General features: G+C 70.0%; 14 protein-coding genes and 1 tRNA gene. 8 read left to right on the top strand and 7 right to left on the bottom strand.

The window, feature by feature from the left end:
- The first annotated feature begins 127 nt into the window (after nucleotides 1–127).
- The 3 genes from ABT057_RS09175 (at nucleotide 128) to ABT057_RS09165 (ending at nucleotide 3,711) form a co-directional block, all read left to right on the top strand.
- Complete coding sequence (locus ABT057_RS09175; RefSeq protein WP_352341827.1) at nucleotides 128–1,204, top strand: SGNH/GDSL hydrolase family protein; 1,077 nt, start codon at nucleotides 128–130, stop codon at nucleotides 1,202–1,204.
- Between the two features lie 219 nt (nucleotides 1,205–1,423).
- Nucleotides 1,424–2,644 (top strand): acetyl-CoA C-acetyltransferase, encoded by a 1,221-nt coding sequence (locus tag ABT057_RS09170; RefSeq protein ID WP_352341826.1) that lies wholly within the window; start codon nucleotides 1,424–1,426, stop codon nucleotides 2,642–2,644.
- Nucleotides 2,645–2,928: 284 nt separating this feature from the next.
- Entirely contained in the window at nucleotides 2,929–3,711 is a 783-nt protein-coding gene (locus ABT057_RS09165) for a hypothetical protein (protein ID WP_352341895.1), read from the top strand.
- Nucleotides 3,712–3,723: 12 nt separating this feature from the next.
- On the opposite strand, the gene ABT057_RS09160 is transcribed toward ABT057_RS09165, so the two are convergent.
- The gene (locus ABT057_RS09160; protein ID WP_352341825.1) at nucleotides 3,724–4,035 is read right to left on the bottom strand and encodes a hypothetical protein; all 312 of its coding nucleotides are present in this window, start codon (nucleotides 4,033–4,035) and stop codon (nucleotides 3,724–3,726) included.
- A 104-nt stretch (nucleotides 4,036–4,139) separates the two neighbouring features.
- On the opposite strand from ABT057_RS09160, the gene ABT057_RS09155 reads away from it, so the two are divergent.
- Entirely contained in the window at nucleotides 4,140–4,367 is a 228-nt protein-coding gene (locus tag ABT057_RS09155; RefSeq protein ID WP_352341824.1) for a DUF4287 domain-containing protein, read from the top strand.
- 67 nt (nucleotides 4,368–4,434) lie between these two features.
- On the opposite strand, the gene ABT057_RS09150 is transcribed toward ABT057_RS09155, so the two are convergent.
- From ABT057_RS09150 to ABT057_RS09140, 3 genes are all read right to left on the bottom strand, one after another.
- Nucleotides 4,435–5,328, bottom strand: coding sequence for a Bax inhibitor-1/YccA family protein (locus ABT057_RS09150; protein ID WP_352341823.1), 894 nt, complete (start codon nucleotides 5,326–5,328; stop codon nucleotides 4,435–4,437).
- A 201-nt stretch (nucleotides 5,329–5,529) separates the two neighbouring features.
- Nucleotides 5,530–6,705, bottom strand: a complete 1,176-nt coding sequence (locus ABT057_RS09145; RefSeq protein WP_352341822.1) for a 4-hydroxybenzoate 3-monooxygenase — start codon at nucleotides 6,703–6,705, stop codon at nucleotides 5,530–5,532.
- A 149-nt stretch (nucleotides 6,706–6,854) separates the two neighbouring features.
- Nucleotides 6,855–6,938, bottom strand: a tRNA-Leu gene (locus ABT057_RS09140).
- 388 nt (nucleotides 6,939–7,326) lie between these two features.
- Here ABT057_RS09140 and ABT057_RS09135 point away from each other — a divergent pair.
- Both ABT057_RS09135 and ABT057_RS09130 read left to right on the top strand, forming a co-directional pair.
- Nucleotides 7,327–8,097 carry an ABC transporter ATP-binding protein gene (locus ABT057_RS09135; protein ID WP_352341821.1) on the top strand — a complete coding sequence of 257 codons (771 nt, stop codon included), beginning with the start codon at nucleotides 7,327–7,329 and terminating at the stop codon, nucleotides 8,095–8,097.
- 33 nt (nucleotides 8,098–8,130) lie between these two features.
- Nucleotides 8,131–10,656: an ABC transporter permease gene (locus tag ABT057_RS09130; protein WP_352341820.1), complete on the top strand. Its 2,526-nt coding sequence runs from the start codon at nucleotides 8,131–8,133 to the stop codon at nucleotides 10,654–10,656.
- Between the two features lie 49 nt (nucleotides 10,657–10,705).
- Here the strand turns inward: ABT057_RS09130 and ABT057_RS09125 are convergent, their stop codons facing one another.
- Both ABT057_RS09125 and ABT057_RS09120 read right to left on the bottom strand, forming a co-directional pair.
- Nucleotides 10,706–11,995 carry a class I SAM-dependent methyltransferase gene (locus tag ABT057_RS09125; RefSeq protein WP_352341819.1) on the bottom strand — a complete coding sequence of 430 codons (1,290 nt, stop codon included), beginning with the start codon at nucleotides 11,993–11,995 and terminating at the stop codon, nucleotides 10,706–10,708.
- Nucleotides 11,996–12,191: 196 nt separating this feature from the next.
- Nucleotides 12,192–13,577 (bottom strand): NAD(P)/FAD-dependent oxidoreductase, encoded by a 1,386-nt coding sequence (locus tag ABT057_RS09120; protein ID WP_352341818.1) that lies wholly within the window; start codon nucleotides 13,575–13,577, stop codon nucleotides 12,192–12,194.
- Nucleotides 13,578–14,068: 491 nt separating this feature from the next.
- Here ABT057_RS09120 and ABT057_RS09115 point away from each other — a divergent pair, with 491 nt between their 5' ends.
- Entirely contained in the window at nucleotides 14,069–14,341 is a 273-nt protein-coding gene (locus ABT057_RS09115) for a type II toxin-antitoxin system Phd/YefM family antitoxin (RefSeq protein WP_352341817.1), read from the top strand.
- On the top strand, nucleotides 14,338–14,607 hold the full coding sequence (locus tag ABT057_RS09110) for a type II toxin-antitoxin system RelE family toxin (protein WP_352341816.1): 270 nt from the start codon (nucleotides 14,338–14,340) through the stop codon (nucleotides 14,605–14,607). The genes ABT057_RS09115 and ABT057_RS09110 overlap by 4 nt, the downstream gene beginning before the upstream one ends.
- Before the next feature lie 4 nt (nucleotides 14,608–14,611).
- On the opposite strand, the gene ABT057_RS09105 is transcribed toward ABT057_RS09110, so the two are convergent.
- Nucleotides 14,612–15,553, bottom strand: coding sequence for a Ppx/GppA phosphatase family protein (locus ABT057_RS09105; protein WP_352341815.1), 942 nt, complete (start codon nucleotides 15,551–15,553; stop codon nucleotides 14,612–14,614).
- Nucleotides 15,554–15,573 lie beyond the last annotated feature (20 nt).

Raw genomic sequence — 15,573 nt, 5'->3', positions numbered from 1 at the left:
TAGTGGTTCCGCCAGCGTAGGGCCTTACTGGTTTCGAGGGCCGCATGTTCACTCCCCGTCGAGATTGGGCGACCGTCCGTACGGGGCAAGGAGTGGATGTACGGACACGAGGAGGTGGCGGCGAGGCATGACGAGCATGTCGAGGGCGCGAGTGGCCCGGCGCATCGCGGCCGGTGCGGCCTACGGCGGCGGCGGTATCGGCCTGGCCGGGGCGGCGGCCGTGGGACTGCTGCTGGCGGAGGCACGGCTGGCCCGGCGCCACGTGAACGGGATCGGCGGCGAACATCCCCGGGTCCCCCGCGCGGACGGCCGCTACGGCCGCACCTACCACGCTCCCGGCACACCGGCGGCGGAACCCCTGCGCCTGGTCCTGCTGGGCGACTCCACGGCGGCGGGCCAGGGAGTCCACCGCTCCGGCCAGACCCCTGGCGCGTTGCTGGCGTCGGGGCTCGCGGCGGTCGCGGAACGCCCGGTGGAGCTGCGCAACGTCGCCCTGCCCGGCGCCCAGTCCGACGACCTGGAGCGTCAGGTGGCGCTGGTGCTCGGCGCCTCCGACCGGATGCCCGACATCTGCGTGATCATCGTCGGCGCGAACGACGTGACGCACCGGATGCCGCCCACGCGGTCGGTACGCCATCTGTCGGCGGCCGTCCGGCGGCTGCGGACGGCCGGCGCGGAGGTGGTGGTCGGCACGTGCCCCGACCTCGGCACGATCGAACCGGTCCCGCAGCCCCTGCGCTGGCTGGCCCGCAGGGCGTCGCGGCAGCTCGCGGCGGCCCAGACGATCGGTGTCGTCGAACAGGGCGGCCGCACGGTGTCGCTAGGCGACCTCCTCGGCCCGGAGTTCGAGGCGAACCCCCGTGAGCTGTTCGGCCCCGACCACTACCACCCCTCCGCGGAGGGTTACGCCACCGCCGCCATGGCGGTCCTGCCCACCCTCTGCGCGGCCCTCGGCCTCTGGCCCGCGGACGAGGAGCGCCCGGACGTCTCCCGCCGCGAGGGCTTCCTGCCGGTGGCCCGGGCGGCGGCGGAAGCGGCCTCGGAGGCCGGCACGGAGGTCACGGCGGCGATGCCGACGGGGCCGCGGGGACCGTGGGCGTTGCTGAAGCGGCGGCGGAGGCGGAGGGTGCCGGAATCCGAACCGACCGAGCCGACGTCCACACCATCCAGCCTGTCTGGGGGTGCCCCCTCTGGGGGAGTTTGAGGACGAGGCCGTTCAGGCCGAAGGGGGGTCTGGAGGCGCAGCCCACGGGTACGGCGCGCTTCCCCGCCCGCGCATCTCCGGCCCAACCGCCGGAGGCAAAAGCAAGCGCTTAGAAAGTGCGGCCAGGGTCACACCGCGACATCAGTGACCCTGGCCATACGTACGGGTAACTTCCCAAGGAGCCCTGCCCCGAACACCCCGCATGCCAATGGAGCCGTGATGCCCGAAGCCGTCATCGTCTCGACCGCCCGTTCCCCGATCGGCCGCGCCGTCAAGGGCTCCCTCAAGGACCTGCGCCCTGACGACCTCACCGCCACGATCATCCAGGCCGCCCTGGCGAAGGTCCCCGAGCTGGACCCGAGGGACATCGACGACCTGATGCTCGGCTGCGGCCTCCCCGGCGGCGAACAGGGTTACAACCTGGGCCGGATCGTCGCCGTGCAGATGGGCATGGACCACCTGCCGGGCTGCACGATCACCCGCTACTGCTCCTCCTCCCTCCAGACCAGCCGCATGGCCCTGCACGCCATCAAGGCCGGCGAGGGCGACGTCTTCATCTCGGCCGGTGTCGAGATGGTCTCCCGGTACGCCAAGGGCAGCTCCGACGGCCTCCCCGACACCAAGAACCCGCTCTTCGCCGAGGCGGAGGCCCGCACCGTCGCCACCGCCTCCCAGGAGGGCTCCACCTGGCACGACCCGCGCGAGGACGGCCTGCTCCCCGACCCCTACATCGCGATGGGCCAGACCGCCGAGAACCTCGCCCGCACCAAGGGCGTCACCCGCCAGGACATGGACGAGTTCGGCGTCCGCTCCCAGAACCTCGCCGAGGAGGCCCTCAAGAACGGCTTCTGGGAGCGCGAGATCACCCCGGTGACCCTGCCGGACGGCACCGTCGTGTCCAAGGACGACGGCCCGCGCGCCGGCGTCACCCTGGAGGCCGTCCAGGGCCTGAAGCCGGTCTTCCGCCCGGACGGCCTCGTGACGGCCGGCAACTGCTGCCCGCTCAACGACGGTGCCGCCGCTGTCGTGATCATGTCCGACACCAAGGCCCGCGAGCTCGGCCTCACCCCGCTCGCCCGCATCGTCTCCACCGGCGTCTCCGGCCTCTCCCCCGAGATCATGGGCCTCGGCCCGGTCGAGGCGAGCAAGCAGGCCCTGCACCGCGCCGGTCTCACCATCGACGACATCGACCTGGTCGAGATCAACGAGGCGTTCGCCGCGCAGGTGATCCCCTCCTACCGCGACCTGGGCATCCCGCTGGAGAAGCTGAACGTCAACGGCGGCGCCATCGCCGTCGGCCACCCCTTCGGCATGACCGGCGCCCGCATCACCGGCACACTCATCAATTCCCTGCAGTTCCACGACAAGCAGTTCGGCCTGGAGACCATGTGCGTCGGCGGCGGCCAGGGCATGGCGATGGTCATCGAGCGCCTCAGCTGAACTCCCGCCTCTGAGTAACCGCTTGGGCACCTGTCGTCACACGTCGGCCCGGAGTCCGGAAGACACCCGAACTCCGGGCGGTTTTGTGATCCAATCTCCCCCAGGATGTGACCTATCTCCCTTCATCAGGGATTTACGCAGCTCAGCGCCTTTCACCACCAAACCTCAGGCACAATTCCTGTCCGTTTCGTGACGTTACGCACTGACAGCTGGATAGTCCGCCCTTCAAGCTGATGTAGGAAGTCGGGGGTCGACTTTGAACCGGGAGTACGTCAGTGAGCGCCATGCCGATCGCGTTGCTGGTCACCACGGCCGCCACAGGCGCCGTGGGAGTCGCCGTCCTGCGCACCCTCTTGCAGCTGCGCCGACAGGTCGCCGCCCTGCACACCCAGCTCGCCGAGAACGCCGCGGCCGAGCTGCGGGGCCGGGTGCCGGCCGCCCGCTCCGCCGCCGACACCGCCGAGATACGTGCCGCGGTCGCCGAGGCGCTCGCGGAGGAGCGGGAGCGGGAGCTCGCCGAGGCACGGGCCTTCTGGGCCGCCCAGGAGGCCCGGGACGCCTCCGACTCCCCCTCCCTGCTGGGCCTGCCGGACAGTGAGCTGTTCCTGCCCCGCCAGGCCGACTTCGCGGGCCTGGAGCCGCTGGAGCCGGCGTGCGAGCCGACCGCGGAGGCCGACGAGTTCGCCGGGGAGTCGCCGGAGCTGGCCGCGGCCCGCCGCCGCCACCCCTCCCACCCGGACTTCGTGCCGGTGCAGTCACCGGTCGCGAACGACCACGAGCGCACCGTCGCCGCACTCGAGGAACTCGCCTCGGCCCAGGTCGAGCTGACCGACGTGCGCCCGGGCCCGCTCGGCACCCTCGACGTCTACGTCTTCGCCGACGGCACCACCCTGTGCATGACCCCGGGCCACCGCGAGACCGCGGAACGCCTCGCCTCGGCCCTGACCGCCGGCGAGACCCCGTTCCTGCTGGGCGGCTCGGGCATCTCGGGCGCCTACACCCTGACCTTCGCCTGCGGCACGGAGAACGTGTACATCCTGGCCGACCGGGTCATAGCGAGCCTGTAGCGACCGGTACGGTCACACACCCGCGCGCTTCTGCGCCTGCGCCACCAGTTCCACGGCTTCGCGGACCTGGCCCTCGTCCGTGAGTACGACGGCCAGGTCGTGCGCCGCCACCGTGATCTGGTCGGCCGCCGCGAACATCCCGGCATCCGGCATCTCCCGGAGTTCGGCACCTGGCTCCTCGATCCGCTGCGTCCACCGGGCCAACTCCCGGGCCAGCGCCAGCGCCTCCGCGGCGGCGCCTCTCTGCAAACGGCTCTGCGGAGCGGCCCGCAGACGATCGGCGAAGTGATCCACCGCACGGCTCAGAGACGTCGTATCCACCACGCCGTGAGCGTACGCGTCGTACCGGGACTGTTGCCAACGGGCGAACGCTCAGGCACCGTGACCTGAAGGACCGGCTTACATCCCCTTTGCAACCGGAGGCGCCGATGTCCCATGTCCTCTCCGAGGAGACCCACCGCAACATGCTCGCCCGCATCCCCCACTGCACCGGTCGTGCAGTCTCCGACTGGCTGCGTACCGTCGACGAAGGGCCCTGTCTCCGCTTCGAGGAGAAGGTCAGCTGGCTGCGCCACGAACACAACCTCGCGTACGGCCACGCCAAAGCGATCATCCACGAGTACGAACTGAGGAGGGCCGCGCGCAAATTCCTGTAGCGCGCACACACGCCGAAGGGCCCCGGGGAGACCGGGGCCCTTCCGTGTTCGCTTGCCTGCGCGGCCGCTAGTCGTTGCTGTTGAGGATCGCCAGGAGTCGCAGGAACTCCATGTAGATCCAGACCAGCGTCAGCGTGAGGCCGAAGGCGGCGAGCCAGGCCTCCTCGCGCGGGGCACCGTAGGCGATGCCGTCCTCGACCTGCTTGAAGTCCAGGGCGAGGAAGCAGGCACCGAGAATGATCCCGATGATGCCGAACACGATGCCGAGGCCACCGCTGCGGAAGCCGAGGCCGTCTCCGCCGCCGAAGACGGCGAACAGCAGGTTCACTGCCATCAGCAGCACGAAGCCGAGCGCGGCGGCCATCACGAAGCCGTAGAAGCGGCGGTTGACGCGGATCCAGCCCGCCTTGTACGCCACCAGCACGCCGACGAAGACCGCCATGGTGCCCATGACCGCCTGGGCGACCACGCCGTCCGCGATGTACGTGGACACCGTGGCCGAGATCACGCCGAGGAAGACGCCCTCGAGGGCGGCGTACGACAGGATCAGCGCCGGGACGGGCTTGCGCTTGAAGGACTGGACCAGGGCCAGCACCATCGCGACCAGGCCGGCGCCGACGGCGATGCCGTAGGACTTGTTGAGGTTGGCCTCGTCCACGGGCAGCAGCAGCCAGGCCAGGACCGCCGTGACGATCACGGTGCCGAGCGTGGTCGCGGTGCGCGCGACGACGTCGTCCATGGTCATGGCGCCGGTGGTGGCCGGGGCCTGGGGCGGTGCGCCCTGCTGGAGGCCCTGCTGGGCGTAAGGGTTCTGCGCGTAGGGGTTACCCGCCTGCTGGGCATACGGGTTGGCCTGCGTGCCGACAGCGGGTCCCCCGGCCTGCGGCGTCGCGTTGAAGCCCGCGTAGCCGTTGTCGCGGCTGAACCCCCGTCGCGAGAAGACCGGGTTTCTGCTCCTCATTTCACTCCTCCATGGCCGCACTGCGCGGCCTTGGGCTCAAGGGTAATGGGTAGGCAAAGGATTGACCCTAGTGCTTGAGGAGGATCTTTCCCTCTTGTGCTGCGCAACACGCTACGCGGAGGCGTGATTCCCGGCACCGGAGGGTCCCATTCATGACCAAGCTGCGACATGGCCGGAACCAGCCGGAGATCATCCGATCGCTCACCCGAACGGGAACCCGGTGTACGCCTCGGCGAGATCGGTCTCGGCGGCGCGCGAGGAGGCGATCCGCTCGAGCCGGGCGAGCTGCAGCCGGTCCTCGAAGGGCGTGGCGTCGGGCGCGCGGTGCAGCAGGGTCGTCATGTCGTACGAGAACCGCTCGGCCTGCCAGACGCGCGACAGACAGGTCGCCGAGTAGGCGTCGAGCAGCCCGGCCGACCCGGTCTCCCTCTCGTGCGTCAGCGCCCTCGCGAAGGTGACGACGTCCCCGACGGCCAGGTTCAGCCCCTTGGCGCCGGTCGGCGGCACGATGTGGGCGGCGTCCCCGGCGAGGAAGAGCCGGCCGTGCCGCATGGGCTCGTGGACGTGGGAGCGCATGGGGGTGACCGACTTCTGGGTGATGGGTCCGCGCTCCAGCCGCCAGTCGTCGTCGGTCTCGAAGCGGCGCTCCAGCTCGTCCCAGATCTCGGCGTCGGCCCAGGTCTCGGCGTCGGTGCCCTCGGGCACCTGGAGGTAGAGCCGGGAGACGGACGGCGAGCGCATGGAGAGCAGCGCGAAACCGCGGTCGTGGCGGGCGTAGACCAGTTCGTCGTGCGAGGGCGGCACGTCGGCGAGGATGCCGAGCCACCCGAAGGGGTAAGTCCGCTCGAACACCCGGGTCAGTTCGGCCGGGACCGCCTTCCGGGCGACCCCCCAGAAGCCGTCGCAGCCGACGACGTACTCGCACTCCAGGACGTCCTCGACGCCCTCGTGCCGGAAGCGGACGAGCGGAGCGTCCGTGTCCGCCCCCTCCACGGCGAGCGCCTCCGCCTCGAACAGCAGCGGGCCGCCCTCCTTCAGCTGGAGGGCGATGAGGTCCTTGCACACCTCTGTCTGCGCGTAGACCATCACCGAGCGGCCGCCGGTGAGGGCGGGGAAGTCGACGCGGTGGCGCTTCCTGTCGTAGCGCAGTTCGATGCCGTCGTGACGCAGCCCCTCCCGGTCCATGCGCTCCCCGGCGCCGGCCGCGCGCAGTACGTCCACCGTGCCCTGCTCCAGGATCCCGGCGCGCTGGCGGTGCTCCACATAGGCCCGGTCGCGGCTCTCCAGGACGACGGAGTCGATGCCGGCGTTGTGCAGCAGACGGGCGAGGAGGAGGCCGGCGGGGCCGGCGCCGATGATGCCGACGGTGGTGCGCATCGGGCTTCCCTTCAGACGGTCGTTCGAGCAGGCTGTCCACTTGTTCGCACAGTGAAGTTTTCTTCACTAGTGCGGCATGAGTCTGCGCCCGTGTTCAGCCGGTGTCAACGCTTGACGGGAGGATGCAGCGATCGCCGAGACGTCGGAAGTGCCCAGAGCCGGACTTGAACCGGCACGCCCGCGAAGGGGCAGCGAGGTTTAAGCTCGCCGTGTCTGCATTCCACCATCTGGGCAGGCCTAAGGCTCCGTTTGAGCTTCTGACCCTATCGGGATCCGCTCCTCCAACAGCCGAAGAGCGGACCGATGTTGTCTTATTTTATTGAGGTCTGAGGGTGCATCAGCACCTGGAACTCGCCATCCGCACTTGCCAGTAGCCTCGCGCGAGGCAACCGCTTGCGGATGCGGAATGACGGAATTTCACCGCCCGAACGAGGGTGCTCCACCGGTTCTTGACGAACCGTCTCCCAGCCGAGGTCATCCCCAGGTATGACACGGCGGCCCCTGGTCCCTCCCGAGTCTGTCTTCAGAACCGGAACAGCGACTGACTACAGGGCACGCCCCGGCCGTGACGATGGTTCATGTCCCCAAGGAACATCCCCGTCCCGACAGGAGCGCGTTTCCGTGACCACCAGCCCCCTCGCCGAACGGACCACCACCGTGGCCGCATGCGCCACGGACCTGTCGAAGATCTACGGGCAGGGCGAGACCCAGGTGGTCGCCCTGGACCGGGTCTCCGTCGACTTCCGGCAGGCCGAGTTCACCGCGATCATGGGCCCCTCCGGGTCCGGCAAGTCCACGCTGATGCACTGCGTGGCGGGACTCGACTCCTTCTCCTCCGGATCCGTGCGCATCGGCGAGACCGAGCTCGGCTCGCTCAAGGACAAGCAGCTCACCAAGCTCCGCCGGGACAAGATCGGGTTCATCTTCCAGGCGTTCAACCTGCTGCCGACGCTGACCGCGCTGGAGAACATCACCCTTCCGATGGACATCGCGGGCCGTAAGCCGGACAAGGAGTGGCTGGAGAACGTGATCCGGATGATCGGCCTCAAGGACCGGCTGAGCCACCGGCCCGCCCAGCTCTCCGGCGGTCAGCAGCAGCGCGTCGCGGTCGCCCGCGCCCTGGCCTCCCGGCCCGACATCATCTTCGGCGACGAGCCCACCGGAAACCTCGACTCGCGCTCCGGCGCCGAGGTGCTGGGCTTCCTGCGCAACTCGGTGCGGGAGCTGGGCCAGACGGTGGTGATGGTCACCCACGACCCGGTCGCGGCGGCGTACGCGGACCGGGTGGTGTTCCTCGCGGACGGCCGGATCGTCGACGAGGTGTACGGGCCGACGGCCGACTCCGTCCTCGACCGGATGAAGCAGTTCGACGCCAAGGGCCGCACCAGCTGACACCCGGTCCACCACCATCGGAGTAGACACCCCATGTTCCGCACCGCCCTGCGCAACGTCTTCGCGCACAAGGCCCGGCTCCTGATGACCGTCCTCGCCGTGATGCTCGGCGTGGCCTTCGTGTCCGGGACCCTCGTCTTCACCAACACCCTCTCCGACGCCCTCCAGAACAGCTCCGCGAAGGGCTTCGACCAGGTCGACGTCGCCGTCGCCGCCCAGCCCCAGGACGACGTCGGCGACAAGATGGGCAGGACGCCCGAGCTGACCGAGGCCCTGCGCGAGAAGAGCGCCGAGGTGCCCGGCGCCGAGTCGGCCGTCGGGGTCGTCACCGGCTTCACCGCCCTCGCCGACAAGAACGGCAAGCTCGTCGGCGGCGGCTTCGAGTCGCAGGGCGGCAACTACTGGGGCGACAAGGACCCCCGTTACCCGATCGCGGAGGGCAGCGCCCCGCACGGCGCGAACCAGGTCGCCATCGACGCCAGGACCGCCGAGCGCACCGGCTACAAGGTCGGCGACACCGTGCGCCTCTCGGTCGACGGCCCCGTCCTCACCCCCCGGATCTCCGGGATCTTCACCACCGACGACGGCAATGTCGCGGCCGGCGGCAGCCTCGCCCTGTTCGACACGGCGACCGCACAGAAGCTGTTCGGCAAGACGGGGACGTACGACGAGATCGACGTCAAGGCCGCCGCCGGGACCTCGCAGACCGCTCTGGAGACAGCGCTGAAGGCGGCACTGCCCAAGGGGAAGGTGTACACCGTCACCGGCCAGGAGCTCGCCGACGACCAGGCCAAGGCGATCTCCTCCTCGATGAGCGGGCTGAAGCAGGGCCTCCTGGTGTTCGCCGGGATCGCCCTGTTCGTCGGCACCTTCATCATCGCCAACACCTTCACCATGCTGGTCGCCCAGCGCACCCGGGAACTGGCGCTGCTGCGGGCCGTGGGCGCCTCGCGCCGGCAGGTGACACGGTCGGTGCTGATCGAGGCGTTCGCGGTGGGCCTGGTGGCCGGCGCGACCGGGCTGGTGGCCGGCATCGGCATCGGCGCGGCACTGCGCTCGCTGATGAACACGCTCGGCGCGACCGTCCCCGACGGCCCCCTGGTCGTCTCCCCCGGTACGGTCGCCACCTCCCTCGTCGTCGGTGTGGTCATCACCATGCTGGCCGCGTGGCTGCCCGGCCGCCGGGCCGCGAAGATCCCGCCGGTGGCCGCGATGAGCAACGTGCACGCCAAGGCGACCACCAAGTCGCTGGTGCTGCGCAACACGCTGGGCGCGCTGTTCTCGGGCGTGGGCATCGCGCTGGTCCTGTACGCGACGACGCTGGGCGGCTCGGACGGCCAGGCCCCCATGGGCCTCGGCGCGGCGCTCCTCGTCCTCGGTGTGTTCATCCTGACCCCGCTGCTGTCCCGGCCGCTGATCGCGGCGGCCTCGCCCGTCCTGCGGATCTTCGGGGTCTCGGGCAAGCTGGCCCGGCAGAACTCGGTGCGCAATCCGCGCCGTACGGCGGCCACGGCGTCCGCTCTGATGATCGGCCTCACCCTGATCACCGGGATGACGGTCATGGCGGGCAGTCTCCAGAAGTCCATCGACAAGATGGCCGCCTCGGCGATCAGGGCCGACTACGTGGTGTCGATGGCCAACGGCCACGATCTCTCCCCGGACGTCGAGAAGAAGCTCGCCTCCGTGGACGGCGTGACCGCGGTCAGCCCGCTGCGCAACGGGCCCGCCCTCATCGACGACACCGGCGAGTACCTGACCGGTGTCACCTCCGCGATCGGCGGCATGACCGACCTCAAGGTGGACGACGGCACCTTCAGGGTCGGCGGCAGGCAGGCCGTCGTGGACGAGACGACGGCCGAGTCGCACGGCTGGAAGGCGGGTTCCGGTTTCACCGCGTCCTTCGAGGACGGCGGGAAGGAGCGCTTCACGGTCGCCGGCGTCTACGAGGGCAACGACCTGATCACCGGCATCCTGCTGGACAGCTCCGTCCTCACCCCGCACCTGGACGACCCGGGCGACATGCAGGTGATGGTGAAGACCTCCGGTGGCGCCTCGGACACGGCCAAGGACCGGCTGGAGAAGGCCCTGGGCTCCAACCCGGCCATCAAGGTGCAGAGCAAGAAGGACCTCTCCAACGAGATCGCGAAGATGTTCACCCTGATGCTGAACATGCTGTACGGCCTGCTGGCGATGGCGGTGATCGTCGCCGTGCTCGGGGTCATCAACACCCTGGCGATGTCGGTCTTCGAGCGTTCGCCGGAGATCGGCATGCTGCGGGCGATCGGCCTGGACCGCCGCTCCGTCAAGCGGATGGTCCGTCTGGAGTCCCTCCTCATCTCGCTGTTCGGCGGGGTGCTCGGCATCGGTCTCGGGGTGTTCTTCGGCTGGGCGGCCGGTGAGCTGATCGGCGCGAAGATGGCGACGTACGAACTCGTCCTGCCGTGGGGCCGGATGGCCGTGTTCCTGCTGCTGGCCTCCGCGGTGGGCGTCCTCGCGGCCCTGTGGCCGGCCCGCCGGGCGTCCCGGCTGAACATGCTGACGGCGATCAAGGCGGAGTGACCGTGCGGGAGAGGGCCCCAGGTCGCACGGGGTCCTCTCCCGTCCCGGCTCAGTTCCAGGTGCGGGCGCGCAACGGCATCCCGGAGTCCCCGGACTCCGGGCTCCTGACGGCCAGGACCTGGTTGACGCCGATGCGGTTGCGTTCGAAGGCGACGGCGGAGGCGGCCATGTAGAGCCGCCAGACGCGGGCGCGACCCGGCGAGGTGAGGCTCACGGCCCGCCTCCAGTCGTCCTCGAGGCGGGTGACCCAGCGGCGCAGGGTGAGGGCGTAGTGCTCGCGGATCGACTCGACGTCACGGACCTCGAAGCCGGCGCGTTCGAGCTGGGTGACGGTGGTGCCGACGGGTGCCAGCTCGCCGTCGGGGAAGACGTAGGCGTCGATGAACTCGTCGACGTGGTAGTGGTCCTCGTCGCGCTGGGGGCGGCGGGCGATCTGGTGGTTGAGCAGCCGCCCGCCGGGCCTGAGCAGCGCGTACAGGGCGCCGGCGTACTCCAGGTACCTGTCGGCCCCGACGTGCTCGGCCATGCCGATGGAGGAGATCGCGTCGTACGGCTCGTCGGTGACGTCCCGGTAGTCCTGTACGCGGATCTCGACGCGGTCGGTGAGGCCGGCGTCGGCGACGCGCTTGCGGGCGTAGGCGGCCTGTTCATGGGAGAGGGTGATCCCGACGACACTCACCCCGTGCTCCCGGGCCGCGTGCACGGCCATGGAGCCCCAGCCGCAGCCGACGTCGAGCAGCCGGCCGCCTTCCGTCAGGGCGAGCTTGCGGCAGACGAGTTCGAGCTTGTCGCGCTGGGCGTCCTCGAGGCTGCTCTCGGGGTCGGGCCAGTAGGCGCAGGAGTACACCATGGACCGCCCGAGGACGATCTCGTAGAAGTCGTTGCCGACGTCGTAGTGGTGGCTGATGGCGCGGCGGTCGGTGCGCCGGGTGTGAAGGTGTCTGGCGCGGCGGACCTCCTCGCGGGGCGGGGCGGGTGGCAGCGGGGGGCCGGCGAGTCTGACGAGCCCGCCGACGGCCGCGCGGAACCCGGGGTCGCGTACGGCCTGGACGAGGGTGCGGGCGTCGTCGCCGCGCTCCCAGATGAGCCCGGAGAGCAGATCGAGGGCTAGATACAGATCGCCCTCGATCTCCAGATCTCCGGCGACCCAGGCTCGCGCGAGTCCCAGTTCGCCCGGTTTGAACAGCAGACGGCGCAGGGCTCTGCGGTTGCGGACGACGAGGGTGGGCGCGTCGGGCGGACCGGCCTGCGAACCGTCCCAGGCGCGGACGCGCACCGGGAGCGGGGCTCCCAGCAACTGTTCGACGAGGGCGTGGAGCCGCGGCGCGGCGTCGGTCATGGAGCACACCTCCGTGACGATGATCCGGACTGGCTTGACTCCACGTAAACACCTGACGAGCCCTTATGCAGTCCCCCACGCGCGTTACGGCTGTGCAAACCCTCCGCGCGTCCCCGTGCGGCCGCGGAAACGCCGTAGGGGCCGTCCGCACCACGGATGGCGGACGGCCCCTACGGGGTGTTTCAGCAGACGGAGATCAGGAGGCCTTGGCCTTCTCGTTCTCCGGCTTGGCGGCGACCGGGGCCGGGGCGGGCTTGGCGGCCTCGTAGAACTCCTCGCGCGGCGACTCCAGCGCGCCGAGGGCGACGACCTCGCGCTTGAGGAACATGCCGAGGGTCCAGTCGGCGAAGACGCGGATCTTGCGGTTCCAGGTCGGCATCGCCAGACCGTGGTAGCCACGGTGCATGTACCAGGCGAGACGGCCCTTGAGCTTGATCTTCATCTTGCCCATGACGATCATCGCGACGCCCTTGTGCAGGCCGAGGCCCGCCACCGCACCCTTGTTGGAGTGCGCGTACTCCTTCTGCGGGAAGCCCCGCATGCCGGAGACCACGTTGTCGCCGAGGACCCTCGCCTGGCGCAGCGCGTGCTGGGCGTTCGGCGGGCACCAGGCGTTCTCGACGCCGGCCTTGCGGGCGGCGACGTCCGGGACCTGGGCGTTGTCGCCGGCGGCCCAGATGTAGTCGGTGCCGGTGACCTGGAGGGTCGGCTGGGCGTCCACGTGGCCGCGGGGGCCGAGCGGGAGACCGTAGCGGGCGAGGACCGGGTTCGGCTTGACGCCGGCGGTCCACACGATCGTGTTGGAGTCGACCTCGAGGCCGTTCTTCAGGACGACGTGGCCGTCGACGCAGGAGTCCATGGAGGTGGAGAGGTAGATCTCCACGCCGCGGCTCTCCAGGTGCTCCTTGCCGTACTGGCCGAGCTTCGGGCCGACCTCGGGCAGGATCTTGTCCGCGGCGTCGACGAGGATGAAGCGCATGTCCTCGCGGGACACGGTCTTGTAGTACTTGGCCGCGTCGCGGGCCAGGTCCTCCACCTCACCGATGGTCTCGGCGCCGGCGAAGCCGCCGCCGATGAAGACGAAGGTGAGCGCCTTGCGGCGGATCTCCTCGTCGGTGGTGGAGTCGGCCTTGTCGAGCTGCTCGAGGACGTGGTTGCGCAGGCCGATGGCCTCCTCGACACCCTTCATACCGATGCCCTGCTCGGCGAGGCCGGGGATCGGGAAGGTGCGGGAGACCGCTCCGAGTGCGATCACCAGGTAGTCGAAAGGCAGCTCGTACGCCTCGCCCACCAGGGGGGCGATCGTGGCGACCTTGCGGTCCTGGTCGATGGTGGTGACCCGGCCGGTGAGGACCTCCGCCTTGGGCAGCACGCGTCGCAGCGGGACGACGACGTGGCGCGGGGAGATGTTGCCGGCGGCGGTTTCGGGGAGGAAGGGCTGGTAGGTCATGTACGACCGGGGGTCGACGACCGTGACGGTCGCCTCGCCGTAGCGCATCTTCTTGAGAATGCGCCGAGCTGCGTACAGGCCTACGTACCCACCGCCTACTACGAGGATCCTGGGACGCTCCGTGGTGCTCATGCCATCGAGTATCCACCCGCCCCTAGGGGGTCGCTCGTGCGCCCCTTCACAAGCTTGCAGAGGGTGTGTGTTATCCTCCGCGACCCGCGTGATCCACGTCATGGCGCGGAAGGGGAACCAGCGTGTAGGGCGGGGCGTTGTCAATGCCGCGTGAGCTGCCTCTCCGGGCCCGGAGGACTCTCGTGAGGGTCCTCCGGCACACCTCTGCCAGGTCCTCGCGATACGTCCGCGCGCGCCTCTTTTGAACATGTTCACACAGGTCCTGACCCCCCGGAAGGGTCAACGGCGACACGTTCGTCCTCCGGCAGGGCCGAATTCCTTGTGAAGAACTTCACGAACTTTTCCGGCGGGGCGTCACGGAGGGGCCCGCGAGGGCCCCTCCAGCCCGCTCAAACGCGCATCTCGCCTGCTCAGCAGAGTGCAGCCGAGGACGAGACAAGGGCCGAGACAAGAACCGACCGCGTGTACACACATGTGCGTACACTGGCGTGATGACCGAGGACACCGTGACCATACGGGAGGCCCGCGCCCATCTCGCGGAACGCATCAACCTGGCCGAGGAAGGCACCCCGACGGTAATCACTCGCAACGGCACTCCGGTGGCGGCCGTGGTCCCGATCGCGGATTTCGAAGCCCTGGAAGAAGCGGCCGACGTCATGTTGGCCCGAGAGGCCGAAGCGGTCCTGGCCGAGAACGGCCCCACCGTGACCATGGCCGAGCTGCTGGCAGATCTGTTCACCGAGCGCGGTGAAGGCACCGCGTGAAGTACGCGTTCCGGTTCACCACGGCGGCGCAGCGGCAGCTCCGGGCCATCGGTCGGCTTGACGCCATGCGCATCCTGACCGCGTTGACCGCACTCGGTGACGACCCGTATCGCGAGGACGCCGACGTCAAGAAACTCACCGGCCCGTCGGGGCTCTACCGGCTGCGGGTCGGAAGCTACCGGGTCGCCCACCAGATCAACGATGGCGAACTCGTCATCCTCGTCGTCAAGGTGGGCGACCGGCGGGACGTGCACCGCAACCTGTAGGCGGTCAGACCAAAGACCATCCGATGCCGTCGAGGATGTCGTGCTCGCTCACGACGACGTCCTCCGCGCCGGTCCGCTCCATGATCGACAGCAGCACGAGGGCGCCCGCCGCGATCACGTCCACCCGGCCCGGATGCATCGACGGGACGGCCGCGCGCTCGGCGTGCGTGGAGCGCAGCAGCCACTCGGTGATCTCCCGGACCCGGTCGCGGGAGACCCGGGAGTGGTGGATGGCCGCCGAGTCGTACTCGGGAAGGTTCTGGGCGATCGCGGAGACCGTCGTCACCGAGCCCGCGAGACCGACCAGTGTGTGCGCCTCGCGCAGCGGGACCGTCTCCTCGGCGAGGTCGAGGGCGGCCTCGATGTCGGCGCGTATCGCCGCGATCTGCGCCGCGGTCGGCGGGTCGCTCACCACGCCCTCGTGCACGAGGTGACGCTCGGTCATCCGGACACAGCCGACGTCCACCGAACGGGCCGCCCGCACCCGCTCGTCGCCGACCACGAACTCGGTCGAACCACCGCCGATGTCCACGACCAGGTAGGGCTTCGTCAGGTCCGCGCGGCCCCCGAGCTCCTTCGTGGCGCCCGTGAAGGAGAACTCGGCCTCCTGCCCGCCCGTGATCACCTCGGGCTCGACGCCCAGGATGTCCAGCACGCCGCGGACGAACTCGTCGCGGTTCTCGGCGTCCCGGGACGCCGAGGTGGCGACGAAACGCAGCCGCTCCGCGCCGTGCTCCTTGATGACCGCCGCGTACTCGCGGCACGCGGCGAAGGTCCGCTCCAGTGCCTCGGGCGCCAGCCGGCCGGTCCGGTCGACACCCTGGCCGAGCCGGACGATCGTCATACGGCGCTCCAGTTCGACCAGCTCGCCGGTGGCCGGGTCGCAGTCGGCGACGAGGAGGCGGATGGAGTTCGTACCGCAGTCCACGGCGGCGACGCGGGTCATGGTGGGCCCTTTCTCTGGGG

It is taken from the genome of Streptomyces sp. NPDC002588, from assembly GCF_040295925.1.
Lineage (GTDB): Bacteria > Actinomycetota > Actinomycetes > Streptomycetales > Streptomycetaceae > Streptomyces.
The sequence above is the reverse complement of the archived record's forward strand: the minus strand, read 5'-3'. Positions and strand labels throughout refer to the sequence as shown.

What these genes read in the sequence shown, in the direction of transcription:
- ABT057_RS09155 (WP_352341824.1), top strand. Translation starts at nt 4,140, where the DNA reads ATGTCCCATGTCCTCTCCGAGGAGACCCACCGCAACATGCTCGCCCGC.
- ABT057_RS09165 (WP_352341895.1), top strand. Translation starts at nt 2,929, where the DNA reads ATGCCGATCGCGTTGCTGGTCACCACGGCCGCCACAGGCGCCGTGGGA.
- ABT057_RS09145 (WP_352341822.1), bottom strand. Translation starts at nt 6,705, where the DNA reads ATGCGCACCACCGTCGGCATCATCGGCGCCGGCCCCGCCGGCCTCCTC.
- ABT057_RS09105 (WP_352341815.1), bottom strand. Translation starts at nt 15,553, where the DNA reads ATGACCCGCGTCGCCGCCGTGGACTGCGGTACGAACTCCATCCGCCTC.
- ABT057_RS09150 (WP_352341823.1), bottom strand. Translation starts at nt 5,328, where the DNA reads ATGAGGAGCAGAAACCCGGTCTTCTCGCGACGGGGGTTCAGCCGCGAC.
- ABT057_RS09175 (WP_352341827.1), top strand. Translation starts at nt 128, where the DNA reads ATGACGAGCATGTCGAGGGCGCGAGTGGCCCGGCGCATCGCGGCCGGT.
- ABT057_RS09125 (WP_352341819.1), bottom strand. Translation starts at nt 11,995, where the DNA reads ATGACCGACGCCGCGCCGCGGCTCCACGCCCTCGTCGAACAGTTGCTG.
- ABT057_RS09130 (WP_352341820.1), top strand. Translation starts at nt 8,131, where the DNA reads ATGTTCCGCACCGCCCTGCGCAACGTCTTCGCGCACAAGGCCCGGCTC.
- ABT057_RS09120 (WP_352341818.1), bottom strand. Translation starts at nt 13,577, where the DNA reads ATGAGCACCACGGAGCGTCCCAGGATCCTCGTAGTAGGCGGTGGGTAC.
- ABT057_RS09115 (WP_352341817.1), top strand. Translation starts at nt 14,069, where the DNA reads ATGACCGAGGACACCGTGACCATACGGGAGGCCCGCGCCCATCTCGCG.
- ABT057_RS09170 (WP_352341826.1), top strand. Translation starts at nt 1,424, where the DNA reads ATGCCCGAAGCCGTCATCGTCTCGACCGCCCGTTCCCCGATCGGCCGC.